Here is a 24,119-nt window from a genome sequence, read left to right on the forward strand (position 1 = left end):
TGTTATGGGGGCACGCCGCGACGGGCCATCCTTGGCCCGATCGCGGCTGGCTCGGCGTCCTGCCTCGCCACCCCCATAACAGCACCTGCGTTCAGCCTCCTGTGATGGGCCCCAGTGTCGCTCCCACAGTTTCGGTGGCGGCAGGAGGAATGTTTTAGAAGCTGCAATCTAAAAGCTGCAATCTAGAAGCTAGAAGCTAGAAGCTAGAAGCTAGAAGCTAGAACGGATTTGCCCTACAGCTCGCAGAGCCTCAAGCTACACACTTCCTAACAATCATAAAGCGTGTTGCGACGAGGCTGTTGTGTCCAAAGGTATTGTTCTATCGGTTCTGGCATCGAGCCTGTTCGGTGTCATGTATTACTTCACATCCCTGCTCTGGCCCTTGAGCGGTGCCGAAATCTTCGGCTGGCGTATGCTCCTGACCCTGCCCTGCATGACCCTGTTCATGTGTGTTTCCGGAGATTGGCGGCTGGTGCCAAAAATTGTCTCGCGGCTGCGCCAGCAACCGCGACTGTGGGCGGTCCTGTTGGCGTCCAGCGCACTGGTGGGCCTGCAACTCTGGTTGTTTCTTTGGGCACCACTCAATGGCCATAGCCTGGATGTCTCGCTGGGCTACTTCCTGCTGCCGCTGACCATGCTGCTGACCGGGCGACTGGTGTACGGCGAACACTTGTCCCATCTGCAAAAAATCGCCGCCGCTTTGGCCACGCTCGGCGTCGCCAACGAGGTCTATCGCGTGGGCGGCGTTTCATGGACCACGGCCGTGGTCGCCATCGGCTATCCCTTGTACTTCGTGCTGCGCAAACGCGCCGCAACCGACAACCTCGGCGGTCTGTGGCTCGACATGCTGCTGTTGATTCCCGTCGCTTTCTGGTTTGTACAAAGCGGTGAGCAAGGTTTTGACGTGGCTAGCCATCGCCCTGCCCTGTATGTGTTGATTCCGCTACTGGGCGGCATCAGTGCGTTGGCACTGATCAGCTACATCCTGGCCAGCCGGATGCTGGCCTTCAGTCTGTTTGGCCTACTCAGTTACGTGGAACCCGTGTTGCTGGTATTCGTCGCCTTGTTGCTGGGGGAAAGCATCACCGCCGGACAATGGATGACCTATCTACCGATCTGGATGGCCGTACTGGTGTTGATGTATGAAGGTTTCAAGCATCTGGTGCGTCATCGTCGATCGGTTTGATAGCCCGTCACGCTGAGCGGCTATGCACGCAACTTCCGTGTAGCCGCTCACGATAGAAGCCGACACTTAGGAAGATCGGGCGTGCAATGCCCTGATCAATGCCCCTGGATTGCCTGGCTGGTGTGCCGTTGACCTTGCGGAAAACCATGCGCCTTTGCCCTAAATGCAATGGCCAGGCTGATCAGTAGCAGCACCAGCAACACGCCAGGAAATACACTCGTTCCCCATTGGCCGAGTAACACCCCACCCAGCAGTCCACCGCAGGCAATAGCACTGTTCCAGACGACTACGTTCATGGAGAGCGCAACGTCAGAGCCCTTGCCGGCGGTGTCGGCGAGTGCTGTTTGCAGCAGGGTGGCCGCACCACCAAAGGTCAGCCCCCAAATGAAGATCCCCACGTAAACGGCCACGGCGGAGCCTGAGAACACACCGAGGAAAAGCGAAACCGCTGCGAATAGTGCAAGGCTGGCCAGAACGGTTGCACGCAAGTGCCGGTCAACCAGTCGGCCCGTGAGCCAGATGCTGCCCAGCGCCGCGACACCAAATGTGAGCAAGACCACATCTACGTCACTGTTGAGCCCGGCCTTGGACACGAAGGGCGCGACATAGGTGTAAAGAATGTTGTGGGCCAGCATCCAGGTGAAGACCACTGCCAATACCGAGCGCACGCCCGGGGTGAAGAACACCTGGCGTAACGGCATGCGCTGTGAGGAAGATTGGCCAGGGTAATCAGGCACTTTGATCAGCACCCAAACGATCAACACCAAGGTCATGCCGGACATCAATCCAAAGGCCATGCGCCAGCCCATGAATCCGCCCAGCCAGGTCCCCATAGGCACACCCAACGACAACGCGATGGGCGTACCCACCATCGCTACCGCCAATGCGCGCCCCTGCAAATGAGGAGCGACCATGCGCCGCGCATAGCCCGCGATAAGGCTCCAGGCCAGTCCCGCTGAAACTCCGGCGAAAAACCGTGCAACCAGCGTCAGCCAGTAATCCGAAGAGAGTGCCGTGAGCGAGTTGAATACCAGAAAGCCAGCAATGGTCACCAGCAGTACTGTTCTGCGGCGCCAGCTTTGCGTGGCAATGGTCAGCGGGATTGCCGCCAGTAACGACCCCAATGCATAGACAGTCACCATCTGTCCGGCCAGAGACGCTGAAACACTCAGACCACTGCCGATTTCGGGTAGCAAACCGGCTGGTAAGGTCTCAGTGACAATGCAAATGAAACCCGTCATCGCCAGTGCAAGCAGGGCCCCAAGCGGAAGCTTTCCGCTATGTCGCTCTTCAGTAGTCATTTGCCACCTCAATTATGTACCGATCGATACAATATGGAGATGTGCCGCGATCTCGTCAACGACTTATATATCGACTAGTATTTAAGTGATCGACAGGAGGTTCACATGGCACAGATGGGACGTCCACGCACCTTTGACCGTAGCGTGGCGATTATTCAGGCGATGCATGTGTTCTGGGAGCATGGCTATGACGCAACATCGCTCAGCCAGCTCAAGGCAAATATCGGCGGCGGCATCACCGCACCCAGCTTCTACGCTGCGTTCGGCTCAAAGCAGGCGCTGTTCAATGAGGTGATGGAGCTTTATCTGAACACCCACGGGCGGGTGACCGATAGCCTCTTTGATACCACCCTCCCCCCGAGAGAGTCGATCGAACTGACGCTGCGCCGCTCCGCGAAAATGCAATGTGAGCCCGGCCACCCCGCAGGATGCTTGGTGGCGCTGGGTCTGCTGAGCGCCTGCACGGATGAAAGCAAAGCCATCTCCCAGCCTTTGGCTGAAGCAAGATCCTTGAACCGTGCAGGGATGGTGGCGTGTGTCGAACGCGCTATTGCATCCGGGGAGCTATCACCGACGGTTGTGCCCGAGGCACTGGCCACGGTGTTTGACAGCTTTCTTCTGGGAATTTCAGTACTGGCCCGAGACGGTGTGCCCCTCAAACAGATAGACGATGCGGTGACGCAAATCATGACGTTATGGGATGCATCGAGTTGCGCCGCCCGGAAATCGCCAGCCCGGTAGTATCCTCCAAGTCGCTCGGTGGTGATCTGAATGAGCGCAATACCTCAGACATTTGCGCAGTAACCGCGGCTTACTAGAGTGTGTCCATGCCTACAATGATTCCCCGCCGCTGATGCCTACAATGATTCCCCGCCGCTGGCTGGTTCTGTTAGCCGTCATGCTGGCCTTCCTGCCAGTGGTCATCGACATGACCATTTTGCACATCGCCGTGCCCTCGCTGACTCTGGCGCTCGGTGCCTCAGCCACTGAAGTGCTGTGGATCATCGACATCTACCCGCTGCTGATGGCAGGCCTGCTGGTGCCCATGGGCACCCTTGCCGACCGCATCGGTGACCGCCGTGTGCTGCTCACCGGGCTGGTCATATTCGGTTTCGCCTCACTGTTGGCCGCGTTCGCCCCCACCCCGGCCCTGCTCATCTGTGCACGGGTGCTGCTGGCCTTGGGCGGTTCGATGATCTTGCCCTGCGTGCTGGGCATCATTCGCCGTACCTTCGAAGACGAAAACGAGCGTGCTATGGCCCTGGGCCTATGGGGCACGGTGGGTGCCGCAGGCGCTGCACTAGGGCCATTGATTGGCGGTGCACTGCTGGAGCACTTCTGGTGGGGCTCGGCTTTTCTGATCAACGTGCCAATCATGCTGGTGGTTGCGCCGCTGGTGTTTCTCTTGCTGCCGCGCACGGTGCAAACCACACCCGGTTCTTGGGCATTGGGTCAGGCCCTGCTGCTGGTCGCCGGCATGCTGGCGCTGGTTTACAGCATCAAGGCAGCCGCCAGCGCGACGCAACCGCTAGCAGTGGCGCTGGCAGTGGCGGTGCTGGGCGTTGGCCTGCTGACCGTCTTTGTGCGCATGCAACTGCGCTCGGCGGCGCCCATGCTCGATCTGTCGTTGTTCTCACACCCGGCGATCCTGGCCGGGATGATTATGGCCACGGTGGCGACCGGCGCGTTGGCCGGCGTCGAGCTGACGCTGGCGCAAGAGCTGCAATACGTGCTGGGCAGAACACCGTTGCAGGCGGGCATCTTCATGATACCGATCATGGCTGCCGCCGCCGTGGGAGGTCCCATTGCTGGCTATCTGTCAAATTTATGCGGCTTGCGGCTGGTCGCTAGCGCATCACTGGTATTGTCCGCCCTGGCCTTGGCATTTCTAGCCTTGGCAGACTTCATTGCGCCCGGCTTCATGGTGCCGGCGATGCTGGCGTTGCTGGGTCTGACGCTCAGCATCGGCCTGACGGCTTCGTCCATAGCCATCATGGGCTCGGTGGAGCCCAGTAAAGGCGCAGCGGCAGGTGCGCTTGAAGCGACCGCCTATGAATTGGGCACCGGATTAGGGATCACCTTTTTCGGCGTGTTTATGTCCGCTTTATTTGGCCGCAGGATTTCGCTACCCGTTGATCTCGATAACGCACTGGCAGAGGGTGCGACACGTTCGATTGGTGATAGTTACGTGGTGGCTCAACGCTTGGTCGAGCCCCAAAGCACTGCGCTGATTGAAGCGGCTAAAGAAGCTTTTTCAGCGGTGCATGAACTGCTACTGATGACATCCTCGGCAATGATGGGAATCCTGGGCATCGTCGTTTACATCATGCTTAGTAGCTACAAGGGAGGAAAGTAGCCTCGCGCTGCGCGTTCGGCTGCTACGAGAATTTTGCGTTCCTACCTACCCATCAGGCCGGCAGAAATGACCGTTAATCTTTTATTTGAAAAACACGAACGCACGTTTTAAACGGATTTGGCCCAGTATTTGCTTGGGATATTTAGATTTGATCTTGCTTAACAAGAATGAGTCCTAAGTAACTGGTTTAAAAGATGTTTGCCAATGGCCATCAACCCCCTCAAGCTACGTGCCCACTCAAATGAGTAACGTTGTAGATCCATTGAGGTTGTTGTGTCTAAAGGTATTGTTTTATCGATTTTGGCTTCCTGCTTGTTCGGCGTCCTGTACTACTTCACTTCCCTCCTCTGGCCACTCGATGGTCAGGAAATCTTCGGCTGGCGAATACTCATTTCGCTGCCCTTTATGACTCTCTTCATTTGCCTGTCTGGTGATTGGAAATGGGTCCCTATAATTTTCAACCGCTTACGTGATAAACCTCTACTGATTCCTTGCGTGCTGATCACCAGTTTCCTGGTCGGTCTGCAACTCTGGATGTTTATGTGGGGGCCTTTGAACGGGCATGGTCTGGATGTGTCTCTGGGTTATTTCCTGCTGCCTCTGACAATGATCCTCACCGGACGCATCGTCTACGGCGAGCACCTCTCGCACTTGCAGAAAATAGCCACGGCGCTGGCCGTTGTCGGCGTGGCCAATGAGCTCTACCGCACGGGCGGTTTCTCATGGACCACACTGGTGGTGGCAATCGGCTACCCAATGTACTTCGTGCTGCGCAAAAAGATTGGTATCGACAACCTCGGCGGGCTTTGGCTGGACATGCTGCTAATGGTGCCCGTGGCTCTGTGGTTCGTACTTGCTGGCGGGCACATTGATCTCGGTGCTCAACGCCAGGCGTTGTATGCACTCGTACCGTTGATGGGTGTCATCAGCGCCGCAGCAGGCTTTGCTTACATACTTGCCAGCCGCCTGCTGCCATTCAGCCTGTTTGGTTTGCTCAGCTACGTCGAGCCAGTATTGCTGGTGGCCGTCGCGCTGTTGCTGGGTGACAACCTCGAAAACGGCCAATGGCTGACTTACGGCCCGATCTGGCTTGCCGTGGTAGTGTTGATTATCGAAGGCTTGAAACATGTGAGCCGCCAACGCCGCTCAATCTAAAGCCGGCCCGCTTCAAATCGGCAACCACAGTTTGAAGCGGGCACCGCCCAAAGGCGAAGACTCCACGTTTAACGTCCCGCCCTGGGCCTCCAGGGCGCGTCGGCTGATGGCCAACCCCAGGCCAAAGCCTCCGGTGGCTCGATCCCGACTGCGATCCAGTCGATAGAACGGCTCGAAAATACGCTCACGCTCTGCCTGCGGAATGCCGATCCCATCGTCATCGACCCACAGCTCGCACCCCGCCGCAGTGATATTGACGCCTAGCTCAATGCGTCTGTCGCAGTAACGCATGGCGTTGCGCAGCAGGTTTTGCAATGCGCGGGCAGTCAGGCGCGGGTCCAGCACAAAATGTCGTTGCACGCCGAGCAAGCGCACATCGAGGACAATGTCTGGTGACTCCAGCGCTTCATCGAAGCTGCCCAGAATACTGTCGATAAATTCGTCCAGCGCCACCTCAACACGTTCTGGCAGCAGTCGGGGATTTTGCAGGCGACTAAAAGACAGCAGCTCCAACACCAACTCATCCAGTTCGCGGATATGCCCAACCATTAATTGCAGACGCTCACGGCTAGCCTCGGGCAAGTCATCGCACAATACCAGTGCCAATCCAAAATCAAGCCGGGTCAAGGGCGTGCGTAATTCGTGGGACACGGCATTGAGCAGTTCACGCTGTTGGTTGAGCAGCAACTCGACATCATGGGCCATGGTGTCGAAGACGCTGGCCAGACCCTGAATATTGGAACGCGGTGATATTTGTGTGCGTGCACTTAACTGCCCTTGACCGAACTGCGCTGCCGTTCGTTTAAGGCGTTCAAGATCACGCCAGTGCGGGCGTAACCACAACAACAAGGCGCCGAGCAACGCGGCGCCAATCAGTACGTTGATGCTCCAATACAGCACATTCATGTCGAATGGATCAGGCGGCATGACCCACTCCAGGGCCAAATCGTGGTTCAGCGGCGACACCACCAAGGTTCGCCAGCCCCACTCCCCGATCCGTACAACCCCTTGGCCATGCGCCAACTGTTCCTGCTCTCTGGCGTCAAACTTGGGCGCGGTAATGGGCAGCACATTGAGACGTATGGGCTTGAACTGTTGATCAAGTTCCTGGGCCAGTGCTGACCACTGCTCCACTGGCCTCTCTTTGAACTGTTTGACCAATAGCGCTTGCATCCCCCGGGACATGTCGACGTTATAGCTGACAAAGCGCTCATGAAAGAGCGAAACGATGATTTCAGGCACCACATAAATGGCAGCCGCGAAGGTGAAGATGGTGATCAGGTACAACCGGATCAGAACCTTGAACATGGGCTCAGCATTCCCATTCGCTACGGCTGAACAAGTAACCCTTGCCCCACACCGTTTTGATTTTGCGGGCTTCGCCAGCGCAGTCGTCGAATTTGCGCCTCAGCTTTGAGATGGCCACGTCCACCGAACGGTCTGTGCCGTTGAACTCGATACCGCGCAAGCGTTGCAGAATCTGATCGCGACTCAGTACTTCGCCCGCGTGCCGGGACAGCACCACCAACAAGTTATATTCGCCGCTGGACAGTTCAACCGCCTGCCCCCGCCACGTCACTGTGCGCTCCGATAGGTCGATACACAGATTGCCAATCACGATGCGGTCACTGGCCACGCTGGGCTCAATCAGACTGCTGCGCCTTAGCAACGTCCTGACCCTGGCCAGCAACACTCGGGGATCGCAAGGTTTTGTCACATAATCGTCGGCGCCCATCTCTAGCCCCAGCACCTGATCGTGGCTATCGTCGCGGGCGGTCAGCATCAGAATCGGTAGGCTCTGCGAGTCCGTGCGCAACAAGCGACACACCTGCAAGCCATCCAGGCCCGGTAACATCAAGTCGAGAATAACCAGATCCGGAGGATTGCTTTTCGCACGGGCACGCACTTGGTCTCCCCGGGCAATCACACTGACCTGATAGCCATTTCGCTCCAGGTAACTGGCAATCAGCTCCGACAAAGCAGCATCGTCTTCAACCAGGAGGATAGTGGGCATAATAAATGCTTACATCAGGGGAAAACCCGAAGGATATATAACCCTACGCATCTAGGTGCATAACCTTCACACTTTTTTACATAGATCCTACATAGCTTCACAACGCCTCTTGCGTACTGCGCTTAGCATGCCCAGTACTTTACTGAAACATCCCGTACTTATAAGAAGGCACACCTGTTGAAAAAGCTTTTCGCCCCGCTCTGCCTTTCGGCGCTGGCATTGGCCCTGACTGCTTGTGACAAAAGTCCCGTTGCGCAAACACAAACGCCCTTGGCGAAGGTGCGCACAGAGGTGGTCGCCACGGCTCCCCTTTCGATCAGCAACGAACTGAGCGGCCGGGTAGTTGCGCCGCGTGTGGCGCAAGTCAGCGCCCGCGTCGCCGGCGTCGTTCTCAAGCGCGTATACAGCGAAGGCGCTGAAGTGAAACAAGGGGATGTGCTGTTTCTGATTGATCCGGCACCGTTAAAGGCGGACCTCGATAGCGCACAGGCAGCCCTGAGTAAATCCAGAGCCATCGCGCAGCAGGCCAAACTGCAAGAGCAGCGTTACGCCGAGCTGATCGGTATCAACGCCATCAGCCGACAGGATTACGACAACGCACAAGCTCAAGCCCAGCAAAGCAACGCCGATGTGGCCGCCAACCAGGCTGCCGTGCAGCGGGCGAAGCTGAATCTCGGTTATGCCACCGTAACCGCTCCGATCTCAGGACGTATTGGCCGGGCACTGGTCACTGAGGGGGCTCTAGTTGGCCAAGGCGAGGTAACGCCGATGGCGCGGATTCAACAATTGAACCCGATCCAGGTTGACCTGACCCAGTCCACCCGCGACGTCGATAACTTGCGAGCGGCGTTTCGTGCCGGCGAACTGCAGCAAATAGGCAGCAATCAGGCCAAAGCAACGTTGATTCGCGACAATGGCAGCCTTTATCCGTTACCGGGCAAACTGCTGTTTACCGATGTGAGCGTAGAACCCAGCACCGGGCAAATCATTTTGCGCAGTGAATTCCCCAACCCGGACCATGATCTATTGCCCGGTAGTTTTGTGCGCGTGCGTCTGGAGCAGGCGGTTAATAAAGAAGCGATCACTGTGCCGCAACGCGCGATCTTGCGCGACGGTGCAGGCGTTGCTCAAGTGCTGTTGCTGGACGCCGACAACCGGGTCAAGCAACAGCCCTTACAGCTGGGCGGCGTTCAGAATGATCGATGGATCGTCAACGAGGGGCTCAAGCCCGGCGACCAGATTGTGATTGAGGGCTTGCAACATGCCCGTGTGGGCGAACAGGTACAAATCGACAACCCGACTCTTCCCCTCGCACACTCTACGGGTCAGTGAGCATGCCGCAGTTTTTTATCGACCGCCCTATCTTTGCCTGGGTCGTGGCACTGTTCATCTTGTTGGCTGGGGCATTGGCCATCCCGCAACTGCCCGTGGCCAAATACCCGGTAGTCGCGCCGCCTCAAGTTGAGGTGTACGCGATCTATCCCGGTGCTTCGGCACAAACACTGGACGAAAGTGTGGTCAGCTTGATTGAGCAAGAGCTCAACGGCACTGAGGGTCTGTTGTATTTCGAATCCCAGAGCAGCCTGGGCAGCGCAAGCATTACAGCAACCTTCAAACCCGGCACCGATCCGGAAATGGCTCAAGTGGATGTGCAAAACCGTCTCAAGGCGGTGGAGTCACGCTTGCCACAAGCCGTGATTCAGCAAGGCCTGCAGGTCGAGAAAATCTCTTCGGGCTTTCTGATGCTGGTGACGCTGACCGCCGACAAGGACAGCACGCTTGATGAAGTGGCGCTCAGTGATTACCTGGCGCGCAATGTCATGAACGAAATCAAACGCGTTGAAGGCGTCGGCAAGGCACAGCTTTACGGGGCTGAACGGGCGATGCGCATCTGGATAGATCCGCAGAAACTGATAGGTTTCAACCTGACTGCCGCAGACGTCAACCAAGCGATAGCCAGCCAGAACGCCCAAGTGTCAGCAGGCAGCATTGGTGATTTACCGGGCAGCACAACCCAGGAAATCACCGCTACGGTGTTGGTCAAAGGCCAGCTTTCCACGCCTCAGGAGTTTGGCGATATTGTTTTGCGCGCCAACCCGGACGGCTCCACCGTGCGTATCCACGATGTGGCACGGGTCGAAATTGGCAGCCAGGAATACCAGTACGGCACCCGTCTCAATGGCAAATCAGCCAGCGCTTTCAGCGTGAAGCTGGCCCCCGAAGCCAACGCCCTGAGTACCGGCAATCTGATTCGCGCGAAGATGGACGAATTGAGCCGCTACTTCCCCGCCGGGGTTTCATACACCATCCCGTACGACACCACACCCTTTGTCAAAGTCTCGATTACCAAAGTGGTCTACACGCTGGTTGAAGCGATGGTGCTGGTGTTTGCCGTGATGTTTCTGTTTTTGCAGAACGTGCGCTACACGCTGATTCCGACGCTGGTGGTGCCGGTGGCCCTGATGGGTACATTTGCGGTGATGCTGGTACTGGGTTTTTCGATCAACGTACTGACCATGTTCGGCATGGTACTGGCCATTGGTATTTTGGTGGACGATGCCATCGTCGTAGTGGAGAACGTCGAGCGAATCATGGTCAGCGAAGGCCTGTCGCCCCGTGACGCGACCCGTAAAGCGATGACACAAATCAGCGGGGCAATCATTGGTATCACCCTGGTGCTAGTCGCAGTGTTTATACCGATGGCCTTCATGCCGGGTTCGGTGGGCGTCATTTATCAGCAGTTTTCGTTGTCGATGGCCACCTCCATCCTGTTCTCGGCGTTTTTAGCCCTGTCGCTTACACCCGCATTGTGCGCCACCCTGCTCAAACCCATTGCCAAAGGCGAACACCACACCAAGGGCGGCTTCTTTGGCTGGTTCAATAAACAGTTCGATCGCTTGTCCGAGCGTTATGAGCATTGGGTCGTTCATTTGATCAAACGCAGCGGCCGTTACCTGCTGGTTTACGGTGCATTGCTGGTGGTGTTGGTGGTGTGCTTTGCGCGCCTGCCCTCCTCCTTTTTACCTGTCGAAGATCAGGGTTACATCATCACTGATATTCAACTGCCACCTGGAGCCAGTCAAAACCGCACCGTCGAGGTGGTCAAGCAAATCGAGGCGCACAACGCCAATGAGCCGGGCGTAGGCAATACCACGATGATTCTGGGGTTCAGTTTTTCAGGTAACGGACAGAACGCAGCCCTGGCGTTCACCACCCTTAAAGACTGGTCGCAGCGGGCCGGCAAGGATTCGGCGTTTGCGATCGCTGACCGTGCCAACCAAGCCTTCGGCGAACTCAAGGATGCGATAGCTTTCGCCATCTTGCCTCCGGCTGTCAGCGGCCTGGGAACTTCAAGCGGGTTTGAATTTCGCCTGCAAGACCGTGGCAGTGTCGGTTATGACGCGTTGATGCAGGCACGTACCGAACTGCTAGGGTTGGCCGCGAAAAGTCCGGTGCTGGCCAATGTCCGCGAAAGCGCTCTGGCAGAAAGCCCGCAAGTGCAGCTTGAAGTCGATCGTAAACGCGCCAATGCCCTGGGCATTTCCTTTGCCGACATAGGCAATGTGCTGTCGACCGCCGTGGGTTCGGCCTATATCAACGACTTCCCCAATCAGGGCCGTATGCAGCGCGTCGTGGTTCAGGCTGAAGGCGATCAGCGCAGTCAGGTCGAAGACCTGCTCAAGATCAACGTGCGTAACAACCTCGGAAAAATGGTACCGCTGTCAGCCTTTGTCGAGGCCCGCTGGATTCAAGGCCCTGCGCAACTGACGCGTTACAACGGCTACCCGGCGATCAGTATTTCCGGCGAATCGGCGCCCGGTTACAGCACCGGAGAAGCGATGATTGAGGTACAGCGTCTGGTGGATCAACTGCCTGCCGGCCTGGGCCTGGAGTGGACTGGCTTGTCTTTGCAGGAGAAGTTATCAGGGGCGCAAGCACCGATCCTGCTGGGCTTGTCGTTGCTGATCGTGTTTCTGTGCCTGGCAGCGCTGTATGAAAGCTGGTCGATACCCACTGCGGTCCTGCTCGTCGTCCCGCTGGGCGTGCTTGGCGCCGTACTGGCTGTGACCTTTCGCGGCATGCCCAACGATGTGTTCTTCAAGGTGGGCTTGATTACCATCATTGGCTTGTCGGCGAAGAATGCGATCCTGATCATCGAATTCGCCAAAACCCTGTACGACGAAGGGCATGATTTGGTGAGCGCCACGGTACAAGCTGCACGTTTGCGCTTGCGTCCGATCGTGATGACCTCACTGGCCTTCATTCTGGGCGTAGTGCCGCTGGCTTTCGCCACCGGCGCCAGTTCTGCCAGCCAGCAAGCCATCGGAACTGGCGTGATAGGCGGCATGATCGTGGCAACGCTGGCAGTGGTCTTTGTGCCGGTATTTTTCGTGGTGGTAATGAAGCTGGTCAACGCTAAACCTCGCCAGCTATAAGGGCCGCTGTACGTGCTAAGGTTCAGTTTCACACTTTACAGGGACAGTAATGTCGATGCCGCATCTAGCCCGTACACACCCTCGCTTGACCATCGCCACTGTGCTGGGTGTTGCAGTGGGGATATTCACACCCGCTGCCACGCTGACCACAAAGTTTCTTTTAGGCTGGAATGCCGCGGTCTGGCTCTATTTGCTGTTGAGCTTCTGGATGATGTTGCGCGCCAGTACCAACGATGTGAAACGCACCGCTGAAATAGAAGATGAAAATGGCAGCACGGTGCTCCTCATCGTCTGTTTTGCGGCCGTTGCCAGTTTGGTAGCCATCATCATTGAGTTATCCGATAACACCCAGATCAGTCACGCCGAGCAGTTGATGCGTTACGGACTGGCCGGCCTCACGGTAGTGGGCTCGTGGTTAATGATCGGCGTTATTTTCACCTTGCACTACGCGCAACTTTTTTACACTGATGAAGGCACGGAACCGGCCTTGCGTTTTCCTGAAGGTGAATTAAACCCTGATTATTGGGACTTCCTGTACTTCTCGTTCACCTTGAGCGTGGCGGTTCAAACATCTGATGTGATGATCGCCACCCGAGAGATGCGCAAAGCAGTACTGGGACATTCGTTACTGGGCTTTTTGTTCAACACCGCTGTATTGGGGTTTTCAATCAATATTGCGGCGGGTTTGTTTTAACGTTGACGACTCACCGTGTAGCCGCCGGACAGGGTCCGGCGGCTCAGGTTTAATCCGCCGTCAATACTCCTCGTCGCACCTGATCACGCTCGATGGATTCAAACAGCGCTTTGAAGTTGCCTTCACCAAAGCCGTCATCACCCTTGCGTTGAATAAATTCAAAAAACACCGGGCCCATCAAGGTTTCCGAGAAGATTTGCAGAAGTAATCGCTTGTCTTCCGAGTCGGAAGAACCATCCAGTAAAATGCCCCGCGCCTGAAGTTCCCCCACCGGCTCCCCATGTCCTGGCAAGCGACCTTCGAGCATTTCGTAGTAGGTTTCGGGCGGCGCAGTCATAAAGCGCATACCGATACGCTTTAGTGCATCCCAGGTCTTGATCAGATCATCGCTGAGGAAAGCCACGTGCTGAATGCCTTCGCCATTGAACTGCATCAGGAACTCTTCAATCTGCCCTGCGCCTTTGGACGACTCTTCATTCAACGGGATGCGAATCATGCCATCAGGAGCCGTCATGGCCTTGGAGGTCAGACCGGTGTACTCGCCCTTGATGTCGAAGTAGCGAATTTCCCGGAAGTTAAACAGCTTCTCGTAGAAGTTCGCCCAATAAGCCATGCGCCCGCGGTAAACGTTGTGGGTCAGGTGGTCGATGATTTTCAGGCCGGCACCTACAGGATGACGATCTACACCTTCGATAAACACAAAGTCGATGTCATAGATCGAGCTGCCTTCACCGTAGCGGTCAATCAGGTACAGAGGTGCGCCACCAATGCCCTTGATCGCGGGCAAATTCAGTTCCATCGGGCCCGTCGGGATTTCAATCGGCTGCGCCCCCAACTCCAGCGCACGGGCATACGCCTGTTGTGCATTGCGCACCCGAAATGCCATGCCACAGACCGACGGACCATGCTCGGCGGCAAAGTAAGAAGCGACACTGTGAGGTTCATTATTGAGAATCAGGTTGATCTCGCCCTGACGGTACAGGTGCACATCTTTGGAGCGATGGGTGGCGACCTTGGTGAAACCCATTATTTGGAAAATAGGTTCCAGGGTATTGGCGGTCGGAGATGCAAATTCGATGAACTCAAAGCCCATCAAGCCCATTGGGTTTTCGTATAGATCGGCCATTTTGGCGCCTCATCAGGATCATTTTTAGAATTAACAGAAGGTTATTTGCTAAGAATGCTGATGCTGGCAGGAGGCGCGCAGGAGATCCCGCGTACACTACGCGCCAGAAAATCACCGTAAATCAGTTGAAACCCGAATGTCTTCATGTCGACACATCTCTAACGCGGAAGAGCTCCTGAGTCCAGAAGTCATTATTCTTATATGCGTAAATCGATTCTACAGGGCGTAATCACGTTTGTCTTACATCATGTGAAGACGTCATCAGCAATGCTAGCCTAGGGCTCACTTCCTTTATAGACAGGATCCTGAATGCCATTTAAGCCCAATCTGCACCGCAACTGGACTGAGCGCTACGCTTTGGTTGTGCTGAGCGGCTTATTACCCATCGTTTTAGGCATCGTCATCATGGTGTGGCAGACCCATCGCACACTAACACTCGAAGCCAGGCAAACCGGTGAAGAGGCGATGCGCCAGTTTGACTTGATGCTGGACAATGCCGCCCTTGCCGCCGACGTGGTATTACCGCTGGCGGGTCAGGACTGTCCGCAGGTTGAGTTGGCGCTCCGCGATCAAGTCACACGCCGGCCTTTTGTGCGCTCGGTCAATCTGGTGTGGGACAACCAGATTTATTGCACCTCTTTGTTCGGAAGCTTTAAAGAAAGCGTTGATCCCACTCGCTATGCCGACGGTGTGCTGTGGTTGATGAGCGGCAATCCTGTTACGCCTGATGAACCCCTGATGGTTTACCGTAAGCACAAGGGGCACGCCTCAGTCCTGGTCAGCCTGTATGGCTTTCATTTAGTTAACGCACTGGGGCTGATTAATCCGAAAACTCAACTATTGATTGAGGTTGGCAATAACTGGATTGATCGGTATGGCGAAGTGCACAGCCTTCCACGGGACGATTTTCCGGTCAGTCAGGTTGAGGTCGCATCAACACAATATCCCTATCGTGTGGTCGCGGGTTTTGGCAGCGGCACCGTTATGCGTCACATGATTGAGCAAAGCCCGATTCTTCTGGGGTTACTTATATTTTTGGGCGGTATTTCAGCAGCGACTGTCCTGCGCTTGAAAAAACGAGCAACTTCACCGTCGCGTGAATTGCAGCGCGGCCTTGAGGCTGAGGAGTTTGTGCCTTACTTCCAGCCGGTTGTAAAAGGTGATAACAAACAATGGGCCGGCGCCGAAGTATTGATGCGTTGGCAGCACCCCACGGAAGGACTGGTGCGCCCTGACTTATTTATCCCTTTGGCAGAACATTCCGGGTTAATTGTACCCATGACCCGTTCATTGATGCGCCAGACAGCAGAATTGCTTGCCCCTCATGTCAGCAGCATGGCCCCCCGCTTTCATATAGGGTTCAACATCACCGCACTCCACTGCCATAACCTGGAACTGATAGAGGATTGCCGTCGTTTTCTAAACGCCTTCCCCCCTGAAAGCGTCATTCTTGTATTGGAACTTACCGAGCGTGAGTTAGTGATTCCATCGCAAACAACCCACGCATTGTTTGACGCCCTGCACACTCTGGGCGTAATGATTGCTCTGGATGACTTTGGAACCGGCCACTCCAGTTTGAATTATCTACGCGAACTCAACGTTGACTACCTTAAAATTGACCAAAGCTTCGTGGCCATGATTGGCGCAGACGCACTGTCTGGGCATATTCTCGACACTATTATTGACCTGTGCGCAAAACTGGACTTGGGTATTGTTGCAGAAGGCATAGAAACCCCCGAGCAAAGTGAGTACCTGTCTGCCAGGGGCGTTGATTTTCTACAAGGGTATTTATTCTCTCGGCCACTCGATGCCCCCGGTTTTATTGAGGCCATGTTGGCTCACCGAGTTAACCCAGGTTAACTAAAATGCGGGGGTGAGCTTACACCGAGCGGTGTGTTTAAGTTTTTTTTAAAATTGTAGGCCTGCGCGACTTGGCAGTTTCCTCATTAAGATCTACAATTTTTTTCAGATATTTAAAGGTGATCAATGTGCACTAACGAAACTTCGCGACGACAGTGCTTTATGTTTAGGTACCGTCCCTGACAGTTTCGTATCTCTCAACCAACAATTGCTCAGGTCATCATTGACCGGGCCTGTGAGTGGAGTAATGACTTTGTCTAGACTTGCTGAATTCCGTGCTGCAGAAAAAGCGCTTCAAGAGCAGCTGGCTCAATTGGAAGCACTCAAAAACGATGCTGGACTCAAGAAGGAAATCGAGTTTGAGCAAAAACTTCAGGACCTGATGAAGTCGTACGGCAAAAACCTTCGGGACATTATTGCAATTCTGGACCCCAATCCGTCGACGGCAAAAGTTTCGGCAGCGCCCAAACAGCGTAAAGCTCGGGTACTGAAGGTTTATCAAAACCCGCACACCGGCGAACTTATCGAAACTAAAGGCGGTAATCACCGCGGCCTTAAAGCCTGGAAAGAACAATACGGCGCAGAAACAGTAGACTCCTGGCTGCGCCGTTAATAGACGCCAGTAATAGACCTGCCGGAGCACTGAGATTGGCTTTGGCAGGTCAGCACTGCCCTCTCCCTCAACACTGCTTTCAAGCGGTGTTTTTTATACTCGTTTTTTAAGGTATGGACGCTTTTTAGAACTGATTGAGTTAGAAACTTCTGCTCATCGTTTCTCAGGTTCCATTAGGCGCAAACTTGGAAAAACGACGATATTTTTCACAAATTTTTCACGCTATCAGTCACACCATAGAGGCTGCTAAAGGACTAGCGCCCCATGCCCGCTTCGGCGGGCTTCTCTTTGCCTGAAATTCGTTAAAACCCGCCTCCCGCACTCAACTGCCCCATGCAGATGCGCCCCTTGACCGAAATCGGGTTTGGCGCAGGCCGTCACATTCCGTATCATTCCTGCCTCACGCTCATCGTAGCGACCGACTCAACACGCATTACTTTCGGAGGGTTCATGAGCCTGCAAGAACTGAACAACATTCCCGGCGTAACGGCCGCTCCCGACAGCGCAACAGAAAATTTCGTATTCAACCACACCATGCTGCGTGTCAAGAACATCGAGAAATCCCTGGATTTCTACACCCGTGTTCTCGGCTTTTCGCTGGTTGAAAAACGCGACTTCCCAGAGGCTGAGTTCAGCCTGTACTTCCTCGCGCTGGTCGACAAGGCTCAAATACCAGCCGATGACGCTGCACGCACTGTCTGGATGAAATCCATTCCTGGCATTCTGGAGCTGACGCACAACCACGGCTCGGAAACCGACGCCAGTGTTGTTTACCATAACGGCAACACCGATCCGCGCGGCTTTGGTCATATCTGCATTTCGGTGCCGGATATCGTGACTGCCTGCGAGCGTTTCGAAGCGTTGGGCGTTGATTTCCAAAAGCGCCTGAGCGATGGCCGCATGAAGTCGCTGGCCTTCCTTAAAGACCCGGACGGCTACTGGGTCGAGATTATCCAGCCGCAACCGATGTAAAAATCGGACGCAAAAAAAACCCATGATCGCTCATGGGTTTTTTTCATTTCAGACCTGTCAGTCCGGCGCAGACGTACGGATCAGATGGTCAAACGCGCTCAGGGAAGCTTTAGCACCCTCGCCAATTGCAATCACGATCTGCTTGTACGGAACAGTGGTCACGTCACCGGCAGCAAAAATGCCGGGGATGGACGTTTCACCGCGAGCGTCGACAACGATCTCGCCGCGTGGCGTAAGCTCGATGGTGCCTTTGAGCCAATCGGTATTAGGCAGCAAACCAATCTGTACAAAGATGCCTTCCAGCTCGACGTTGTGCACGACTTCCGTTGCACGGTCTTTGTAGCGCAGACCATTAACCTTCTGACCATCACCTGTAACTTCGGTGGTTTGGGCATTGGTGATGACGGTCACGTTCGGCAAGCTGTTCAACTTACGCTGCAACACGGCATCAGCGCGCAATTTAGTATCAAACTCAAGCAACGTTACGTGGGCAACGATACCCGCCAAGTCAATGGCCGCTTCAACACCCGAGTTACCACCACCGATCACAGCAACACGTTTGCCTTTAAACAGCGGGCCGTCACAGTGCGGGCAGTACGCCACGCCGCGGCTACGGTATTGCTGCTCACCCGGCACATTCATTTCACGCCAGCGAGCACCCGTCGCCAGAATCACGGTTTTGGCTTTAAGCGATGCACCGCTGGCGAATTTGACTTCGTGTAACTCGCCCGCTTTACCCGGCAACAACTGGTCGGCACGTTGCAGGTTCATGATGTCGACGTCGTATTGCTTGACGTGCTCTTCCAGTGCAGTGGCCAGTTTCGGGCCTTCTGTTTCCTGGACGGAGATAAAATTCTCGATGGCCATGGTATCGAGAACCTGACCGCCAAAGCGTTCCGCTGCAACACCGGTGCGAATACCTTTACGCGCCGCATAGATAGCCGCTGCTGCGCCGGCAGGGCCACCGCCGATCACCAACACATCAAAGGCTTCTTTGGCGTTGATTTTTTCGGCTTGACGCTCAATGGCGCTGGTGTCCAGCTTGGCAAGGATCTCTTCCAGCCCCATACGACCCTGGCCGAAGTTAACCCCGTTCAAATACACGCTAGGCACGGCCATCACTTGACGGTCGTTCACTTCATCCTGGAACAGTGCACCGTCAATCGCCACGTGGCGAATGTTCGGGTTCAGCACCGCCATCAAGTTCAGCGCCTGTACAACGTCCGGGCAGTTCTGACAGGACAGCGAGAAGTAAGTCTCGAAATTAAACTCGCCCTTCAGAGAGCGGATTTGCTCAATCACTTCAGGACTGGCTTTCGATGGGTGGCCGCCGACTTGCAGCAAGGCCAGCACCAACGAAGTAAATTCGTGGCCCATTGGGATGCCTGCAAAACGCAGGCTGATATCGCCGCCTGGGCGGTTCAGCGAGAACGAAGGCTTACGCGCATCGTTGCCGTTGTCCAGCAAGGTAATAAGGCTGGAAAGACTGGCGATTTCTTTTAACAGGTCATGCATTTCACGGGATTTCGCACCGTCGTCGAGAGAAGCAACGATCTCGATCGGTTGGGTGACCCGCTCCAGGTATGACTTCAACTGTGCTTTTAGATTGGCGTCCAACATACGGGCGATCTCCTTAATACTGAATTCTGTGTAAAAAAAACGCCCGAGCGAATGTCGCCCGGGCGTTTTGAGGGCGATGCAGCTTACAACTCAGGTGCGGATCACCGCCCTAGGGTTCATCACGGACTTAGATCTTGCCGACCAGGTCCAGCGATGGAGCGAGAGTGGACTCGCCTTCTTTCCATTTAGCTGGGCAAACTTCGCCTGGGTGAGCAGCGACGTATTGAGCAGCTTTGATTTTGCGCAGCAGCTCGGAAGCGTCACGACCAACACCGCCATCGTTCAGCTCAACGATTTTGATCTGGCCTTCTGGATTGATCACGAACGTACCGCGGTCAGCCAGGCCTGCTTCTTCGATCAGCACGTCGAAGTTGCGGGAGATGGTCAGCGTTGGATCGCCGATCATGGTGTACTGGATTTTGCCGATGGCTGGCGAAGTGTTGTGCCAGGCAGCGTGAGCAAAGTGGGTGTCAGTCGACACGCTGAAAATTTCAACGCCGAGCTTTTTAAACTCTTCGTAGTTGTCAGCCAGGTCTTCCAGCTCAGTTGGGCAAACGAAGGTGAAGTCGGCTGGGTAAAAGAAAACGACCGACCACTTGCCTTTCAGGTCAGCGTCCGACACTTCTACGAAGTTGCCGTTTTTGTAAGCGGTAGCTTTGAACGGTTTTACTTGGCTGTTGATGATAGGCATCGTTGACTCTCCGTCAGGGTTGAAAAGTTGATGGGGTGAATCCTAACAACTCAAAGTGTATCTGGCTCATTGGTAAAGCTGATGCTGACGATTGGTTTTAGCTATCAGGGGTACCTATAAATAGCCGAAAACTAAATATGGCTTACCTTGACGGTTTTCAACCTGACGTCGGTCAGCTCCCAATGTGTTTTTGCGCGGTAATACTCATCCCGGTAAAGGGAGACGCTTCAACATAGCGCATGGCTGACTTGATGTCTTTCCAGCCGACGTAATTCATAAGCGACTTCAAGTCCCAACCACTTTGATGCGCCCATGTTGCAAAACCACGACGCAGCGAGTGACTGGTGTAATGCTCAGCCGCGATGCCAGCACGCTCCAGCGCCTGGCGCAGCAGTGGGATCACGCTATTGGCGTGTAACCCCTCCTCCCCCAGATTGCCCCAGCGATCGATCCCGCGAAAAACCGGTCCCCGCACCAGGGCCGCCGTATTAATCCACTCGATATACGCGCGCACCGGGCATAGACGCTGGAGGGCTGGAGTCTGGAAGGTTTTACCGAGGTTGTCGCGATCGCTTTTGCTGCGTGGCAAATACAAGGTAATGCCCGCCCCCGGCACCGCTTGCACATGTTCTATCTGCAAGCGGCATAACTCATCGCTACGAAACCCTCGCCAAAAGCCGAGCAAGATCAACGCAGCGTCGCGTCGTGCGCGCAACAACCCCGGCTGGTCGGCGTTGGCTTGCGCGGTTTGCGCTTCGCCTTCAAGCCAGTCGATCACCTGCTCCAAGTGCTGCAACTGCAATGGCTGAGCCTGTTTCTCTTGCGCCGGGTGCAAAGCCCGAATGCCCTTGAACACCTTGCGCACCACGGGTGCCTTGGTGGGGTCGGCAAACCCCTGACTGTTATGCCATTGAGCGAGGGCCGACAGGCGCAGCTTGAGGGTGTTAATCGACAACTGACCGGCGTGCGCCACCAGATACCGCGCCACGCTGCCACTGGTGGCGGGCAAAAACCCACCCCACGTCACTTCGAAATGCTCAATGGCTGCCCGATAGCTACGGCGGGTGTTATCGCGGGTCGCGGCGTTTAAGTAGCGATCCAACTCGCTCATGGGCAGTTCTCTTGGTTTCTGTACTGAAAACGGGCCTTAAAAGCACGTTTAAGGCTCTAGCACGGGATAATACCAGTATATCCCGCCTCAACAATCTTAAATAATGACAAAATTACCGTATCATAATAGTATGTAATTACATGATACATACCACAGTACATAATCGTAGGAGAAAGCCATGGCTCGTGGCGGCGTGAACAAGGCGGTGGTGCAAATTGCACGCACGGCGATCCTGGCCCGAGGTGAACACCCGAGCATTGATGCGGTACGTATCGAAATGGGAAATACCGGGTCAAAAACCACCATCCACCGCTACCTGAAAGAGCTGGATGAAGTGGACGCACGCCGGGGTGCACCTCAGGAGCAGATTGGGGATGAGCTGACCGAATTGGTCGCCCGCCTTGCCCGACGCCTGCAAGAACAGGCACAAGAGCCGATTGATCGGGCGCAGTTGCACTACGAACAGCTCAAGGCAGAGCTCCAGGCACAACTGGACGAAGCTCAACAGATCCAAGCACAGCAGGAGCAACAGCTCGACGTTCAGCGTGCAGCGCTGGCCCAAGAGACCGCGAACCTGGCCTCCACCCTCTCCATGCTGCAAACCGAGCAAACCCGCAACGCCGCGCTCAATCAGGCTTGCACAGACTTTGAACTGCGCTTGCAAGACCGTGACGAGCAGATTCGCTCGCTCGAAGACAAACACCTGCATGCCCGAGATGCACTTGAGCACTATCGCAGCGCCGTCAAAGAGCAACGCGAGCAGGACCAAAGCCGCCATGAAGGGCAGGTTCAGCAGATACAAATGGAACTGCGCCAGGCGCAGCAAAGCGCACTGGTGCGTCAAGACGAGATCACCCAGCTGCATCGCGACAACGAGCGAGTGCACAGTGAAAGCCGCGCCATAAACAAAGAACTGAATCAGGCCAACGACCAACTGCACAAGCTGGGCAACCTGAATGAGCAGCTCAGCAAGCAACTGAACCAGCTTGAAAGCGAACGCACACTCCTGCAAGAGCGCCTGCGCGTCTCGCTACAGGAAAGCGAAGGGATGCAGCAGGCTCACAGCAAGCACCAGGAAATAAGCACTGCCTTGAGTGAGCGGGCATTTAAAGCCGAGGCCGCGCTGGAAGCGCTTAAAGCGTTGAAAGAACTGCCAGAAGAGCCCAAAGAAGACTAGATATCTATCGGCGCTCTGGCGTGCGGGGAACTGCGCTAGGCACTGTACGAAATGTATCGACGCATCGGTGATGCTGCGTTTAAAACATTTCGTACAGACCCTGATAATAGCCGGAGTGCCCCGCATCAATCAGGTTCAGGGGCTGCTGATTCCCTATGGCTTTTTATCTGTATCAGACCTTCATTGCCCACCCGATAGATCCTGTATTGCTTATTGTCCACGATCAGCTTGCCTTTGTTTAGCGCCATCAATTGATCTATTGAGGCCCGCACCCAGTAAACCTTGCTGATCCCCAAGTGCTTTAAGTGATCTGGAAACAGTATTGTGTTGTCGTCACTCAACACGTATCTGAGAACAGGCATCAGCGCCAGGGCTCCCTCAGAAGCCGGAACCCAATAGGCATCACTTTCAGCGCCGGGCGCCGAAAAATTAAAGCCCTCAACATCCCTGAGTTCAATACGACTGGTCAGGTCATAAGCGATATTAGTTGAGAGACTCGCTTCATACTCTTTTTTTGCGTTTAACACCTGCCCATACAGATAGGACAGTGAAAACATATAAAGGCACGGAACAATCAAACACCTTCCCGCTCCGGGTTTGATTCTGTTTAAAGCGTCATGAGCCAGATAGAACACCAGAATCAACAAGCTTGAAAAGCCCATCAAATTCCTGGCATCCATTCGATCTTCATGCAAAAAAAGCATCACATTGGGCGTGCACAGTAAAAGCACCCCGACGGTAAAAAATATGGCCATCAACATACCCACTTTAGCGGACAGTCGATCGGCCCCCATCGATCCGTCTACTGTCAGAAGTAACAGGTGGTACAGGCAGCCCCCTTGAACAGCTACATTTCTTTTCATTCAGCCAACGTTCAGCTAATGCAAGTGATTCCTGTTCAGCAATACGTATCAGTATGTTACAAATTAGCTTCCTAACTAATTCGTAACGCGGTGCGCTCTCATGCTGGTTCCCTTTCTGATCATGCTGCGCGAAGGCATTGAGGCCGCGCTTATCGTTGGCATCATTGCCAGCTACCTGAAGCAAACAGGGCGCGGTCAATGGATGCCTGCCGTATGGATTGGGGTGTTTCTGGCCGCCGCCTTGTCGTTGCTGGTAGGGGGCGGCCTGGAGTTGATGAGCGCTGAGTTTCCACAGAAGCAGCAAGAGCTGTTCGAGGGCATCGTGGGTCTGGTCGCTGTCGGCATTCTTAGCTCGATGGTGTTCTGGATGCGCAAAGTGGCGCGCTCCATCAAGCATTCCCTGCACACCTCTCTGGATCATGCGCTCGCCGGATCCAACCATCAGGTCACCGCACTGATTGCCATGGTGTTCTTTGCCGTAGCCCGTGAAGGCCTGGAAACCGTGTTCTTTTTGCTCGCCGTTTTCCAGCAGAGTGAAGGCCCCGCTGCACCTCTGGGCGCCCTGCTCGGTTTGATTCTGGCTATAGGTGTCGGGTTTGCCATCTACACCGGAAGCATGCGCCTGAACCTGGGCCTGTTTTTCCGTTGGACAGGGCTATTTATTCTGGTGGTCGCTGCCGGCATTTTGGCCAACTCCGTGCAAGCCTTGCACGAAGCCGGGCTCTGGAATCACCTGCAAGGGGTGGTGTTTGATCTCAGCGCCACACTGCCTATGGATGGCCCGTTGGGCTCTGTTCTGGCCGGCATGTTCGGTTATCAGGATGCACCCACGGTCAGCGTGCTCGGTGCGTATGTGATTTACCTGGCGGTCACTCTGGCGATGTTCTTCCGTTCGCCTGCCCCGGCACAGGCTGCACCTTCTCCTTCAACGACCCACTCATAAG

20 protein-coding genes are annotated in these 24,119 nt (G+C 55.1%); 12 read left to right on the top strand and 8 right to left on the bottom strand.

What is annotated here, in order from left to right; genetic code table 11:
• Positions 1-301 precede the first annotated feature (301 nt).
• The gene (rarD, locus tag EQV93_RS20675; protein WP_122784088.1) at positions 302-1,186 is read left to right on the top strand and encodes an EamA family transporter RarD; all 885 of its coding nucleotides are present in this window, start codon (positions 302-304) and stop codon (positions 1,184-1,186) included.
• 95 nt (positions 1,187-1,281) lie between these two features.
• Here rarD (EQV93_RS20675) and EQV93_RS20680 read toward each other — a convergent pair whose 3' ends face one another.
• A complete protein-coding gene (locus EQV93_RS20680; protein ID WP_146387908.1) occupies positions 1,282-2,487 on the bottom strand; it encodes an MFS transporter in 1,206 nt (401 codons plus the stop codon).
• Between the two features lie 105 nt (positions 2,488-2,592).
• Between EQV93_RS20680 and EQV93_RS20685 the strand changes: the two genes are divergently transcribed.
• The 3 genes from EQV93_RS20685 (at position 2,593) to rarD (EQV93_RS20695) (ending at position 5,998) form a co-directional block, all read left to right on the top strand.
• A complete protein-coding gene (locus tag EQV93_RS20685) occupies positions 2,593-3,228 on the top strand; it encodes a TetR/AcrR family transcriptional regulator (protein WP_122784090.1) in 636 nt (211 codons plus the stop codon).
• A gap of 112 nt (positions 3,229-3,340) precedes the next feature.
• Complete coding sequence (locus EQV93_RS20690; RefSeq protein ID WP_240892352.1) at positions 3,341-4,843, top strand: MFS transporter; 1,503 nt, start codon at positions 3,341-3,343, stop codon at positions 4,841-4,843.
• 273 nt (positions 4,844-5,116) lie between these two features.
• A complete protein-coding gene (gene rarD / locus EQV93_RS20695; RefSeq protein ID WP_240892353.1) occupies positions 5,117-5,998 on the top strand; it encodes an EamA family transporter RarD in 882 nt (293 codons plus the stop codon).
• A gap of 12 nt (positions 5,999-6,010) precedes the next feature.
• Here rarD (EQV93_RS20695) and EQV93_RS20700 read toward each other — a convergent pair whose 3' ends face one another.
• A complete protein-coding gene (locus EQV93_RS20700; RefSeq protein ID WP_122784093.1) occupies positions 6,011-7,306 on the bottom strand; it encodes an ATP-binding protein in 1,296 nt (431 codons plus the stop codon).
• A 4-nt stretch (positions 7,307-7,310) separates the two neighbouring features.
• Positions 7,311-8,012, bottom strand: coding sequence for a response regulator transcription factor (locus tag EQV93_RS20705; RefSeq protein WP_122784094.1), 702 nt, complete (start codon positions 8,010-8,012; stop codon positions 7,311-7,313).
• A gap of 174 nt (positions 8,013-8,186) precedes the next feature.
• Between EQV93_RS20705 and EQV93_RS20710 the strand changes: the two genes are divergently transcribed.
• From EQV93_RS20710 to EQV93_RS20720, 3 genes are read left to right on the top strand one after another with little or no spacing between them, the layout of a single operon-like run.
• A complete protein-coding gene (locus EQV93_RS20710) occupies positions 8,187-9,344 on the top strand; it encodes an efflux RND transporter periplasmic adaptor subunit (RefSeq protein WP_240892396.1) in 1,158 nt (385 codons plus the stop codon).
• A 2-nt stretch (positions 9,345-9,346) separates the two neighbouring features.
• Complete coding sequence (locus EQV93_RS20715; RefSeq protein ID WP_240892354.1) at positions 9,347-12,448, top strand: efflux RND transporter permease subunit; 3,102 nt, start codon at positions 9,347-9,349, stop codon at positions 12,446-12,448.
• A 55-nt stretch (positions 12,449-12,503) separates the two neighbouring features.
• Positions 12,504-13,142, top strand: a complete 639-nt coding sequence (locus EQV93_RS20720; RefSeq protein WP_122784110.1) for a DUF1345 domain-containing protein — start codon at positions 12,504-12,506, stop codon at positions 13,140-13,142.
• Between the two features lie 49 nt (positions 13,143-13,191).
• On the opposite strand, the gene hppD is transcribed toward EQV93_RS20720, so the two are convergent.
• The gene (gene hppD, locus EQV93_RS20725) at positions 13,192-14,268 is read right to left on the bottom strand and encodes a 4-hydroxyphenylpyruvate dioxygenase (RefSeq protein ID WP_122784097.1); all 1,077 of its coding nucleotides are present in this window, start codon (positions 14,266-14,268) and stop codon (positions 13,192-13,194) included.
• Positions 14,269-14,577: 309 nt separating this feature from the next.
• Here hppD and EQV93_RS20730 point away from each other — a divergent pair, with 309 nt between their 5' ends.
• From EQV93_RS20730 to gloA, 3 genes are all read left to right on the top strand, one after another.
• Positions 14,578-16,128 (top strand): EAL domain-containing protein, encoded by a 1,551-nt coding sequence (locus EQV93_RS20730; protein WP_240892355.1) that lies wholly within the window; start codon positions 14,578-14,580, stop codon positions 16,126-16,128.
• A 253-nt stretch (positions 16,129-16,381) separates the two neighbouring features.
• Positions 16,382-16,741: a histone-like nucleoid-structuring protein, MvaT/MvaU family gene (locus tag EQV93_RS20735; protein WP_122784111.1), complete on the top strand. Its 360-nt coding sequence runs from the start codon at positions 16,382-16,384 to the stop codon at positions 16,739-16,741.
• Positions 16,742-17,191: 450 nt separating this feature from the next.
• The gene (gloA, locus tag EQV93_RS20740) at positions 17,192-17,713 is read left to right on the top strand and encodes a lactoylglutathione lyase (RefSeq protein ID WP_122784099.1); all 522 of its coding nucleotides are present in this window, start codon (positions 17,192-17,194) and stop codon (positions 17,711-17,713) included.
• 57 nt (positions 17,714-17,770) lie between these two features.
• On the opposite strand, the gene ahpF is transcribed toward gloA, so the two are convergent.
• From ahpF to EQV93_RS20755, 3 genes are all read right to left on the bottom strand, one after another.
• Positions 17,771-19,333: an alkyl hydroperoxide reductase subunit F gene (ahpF, locus tag EQV93_RS20745; RefSeq protein ID WP_122784100.1), complete on the bottom strand. Its 1,563-nt coding sequence runs from the start codon at positions 19,331-19,333 to the stop codon at positions 17,771-17,773.
• A 127-nt stretch (positions 19,334-19,460) separates the two neighbouring features.
• Complete coding sequence (gene ahpC / locus EQV93_RS20750) at positions 19,461-20,024, bottom strand: alkyl hydroperoxide reductase subunit C (protein ID WP_146426612.1); 564 nt, start codon at positions 20,022-20,024, stop codon at positions 19,461-19,463.
• Between the two features lie 172 nt (positions 20,025-20,196).
• Positions 20,197-21,135 (bottom strand): site-specific integrase, encoded by a 939-nt coding sequence (locus EQV93_RS20755; protein ID WP_240892356.1) that lies wholly within the window; start codon positions 21,133-21,135, stop codon positions 20,197-20,199.
• A gap of 178 nt (positions 21,136-21,313) precedes the next feature.
• Between EQV93_RS20755 and EQV93_RS20760 the strand changes: the two genes are divergently transcribed.
• Positions 21,314-22,312 carry a DNA-binding protein gene (locus tag EQV93_RS20760; protein WP_240892357.1) on the top strand — a complete coding sequence of 333 codons (999 nt, stop codon included), beginning with the start codon at positions 21,314-21,316 and terminating at the stop codon, positions 22,310-22,312.
• Between the two features lie 125 nt (positions 22,313-22,437).
• Here the strand turns inward: EQV93_RS20760 and EQV93_RS20765 are convergent, their stop codons facing one another.
• On the bottom strand, positions 22,438-23,175 hold the full coding sequence (locus EQV93_RS20765) for a hypothetical protein (RefSeq protein ID WP_240892358.1): 738 nt from the start codon (positions 23,173-23,175) through the stop codon (positions 22,438-22,440).
• A 100-nt stretch (positions 23,176-23,275) separates the two neighbouring features.
• Between EQV93_RS20765 and efeU the strand changes: the two genes are divergently transcribed.
• The gene (efeU, locus tag EQV93_RS20770) at positions 23,276-24,118 is read left to right on the top strand and encodes an iron uptake transporter permease EfeU (protein WP_122784105.1); all 843 of its coding nucleotides are present in this window, start codon (positions 23,276-23,278) and stop codon (positions 24,116-24,118) included.
• Position 24,119: the final 1 nt, after the last annotated feature.

It is taken from the genome of Pseudomonas sp. TMW22091 (assembly GCF_022496705.1).
Lineage (GTDB): Bacteria > Pseudomonadota > Gammaproteobacteria > Pseudomonadales > Pseudomonadaceae > Aquipseudomonas > Aquipseudomonas saxonica.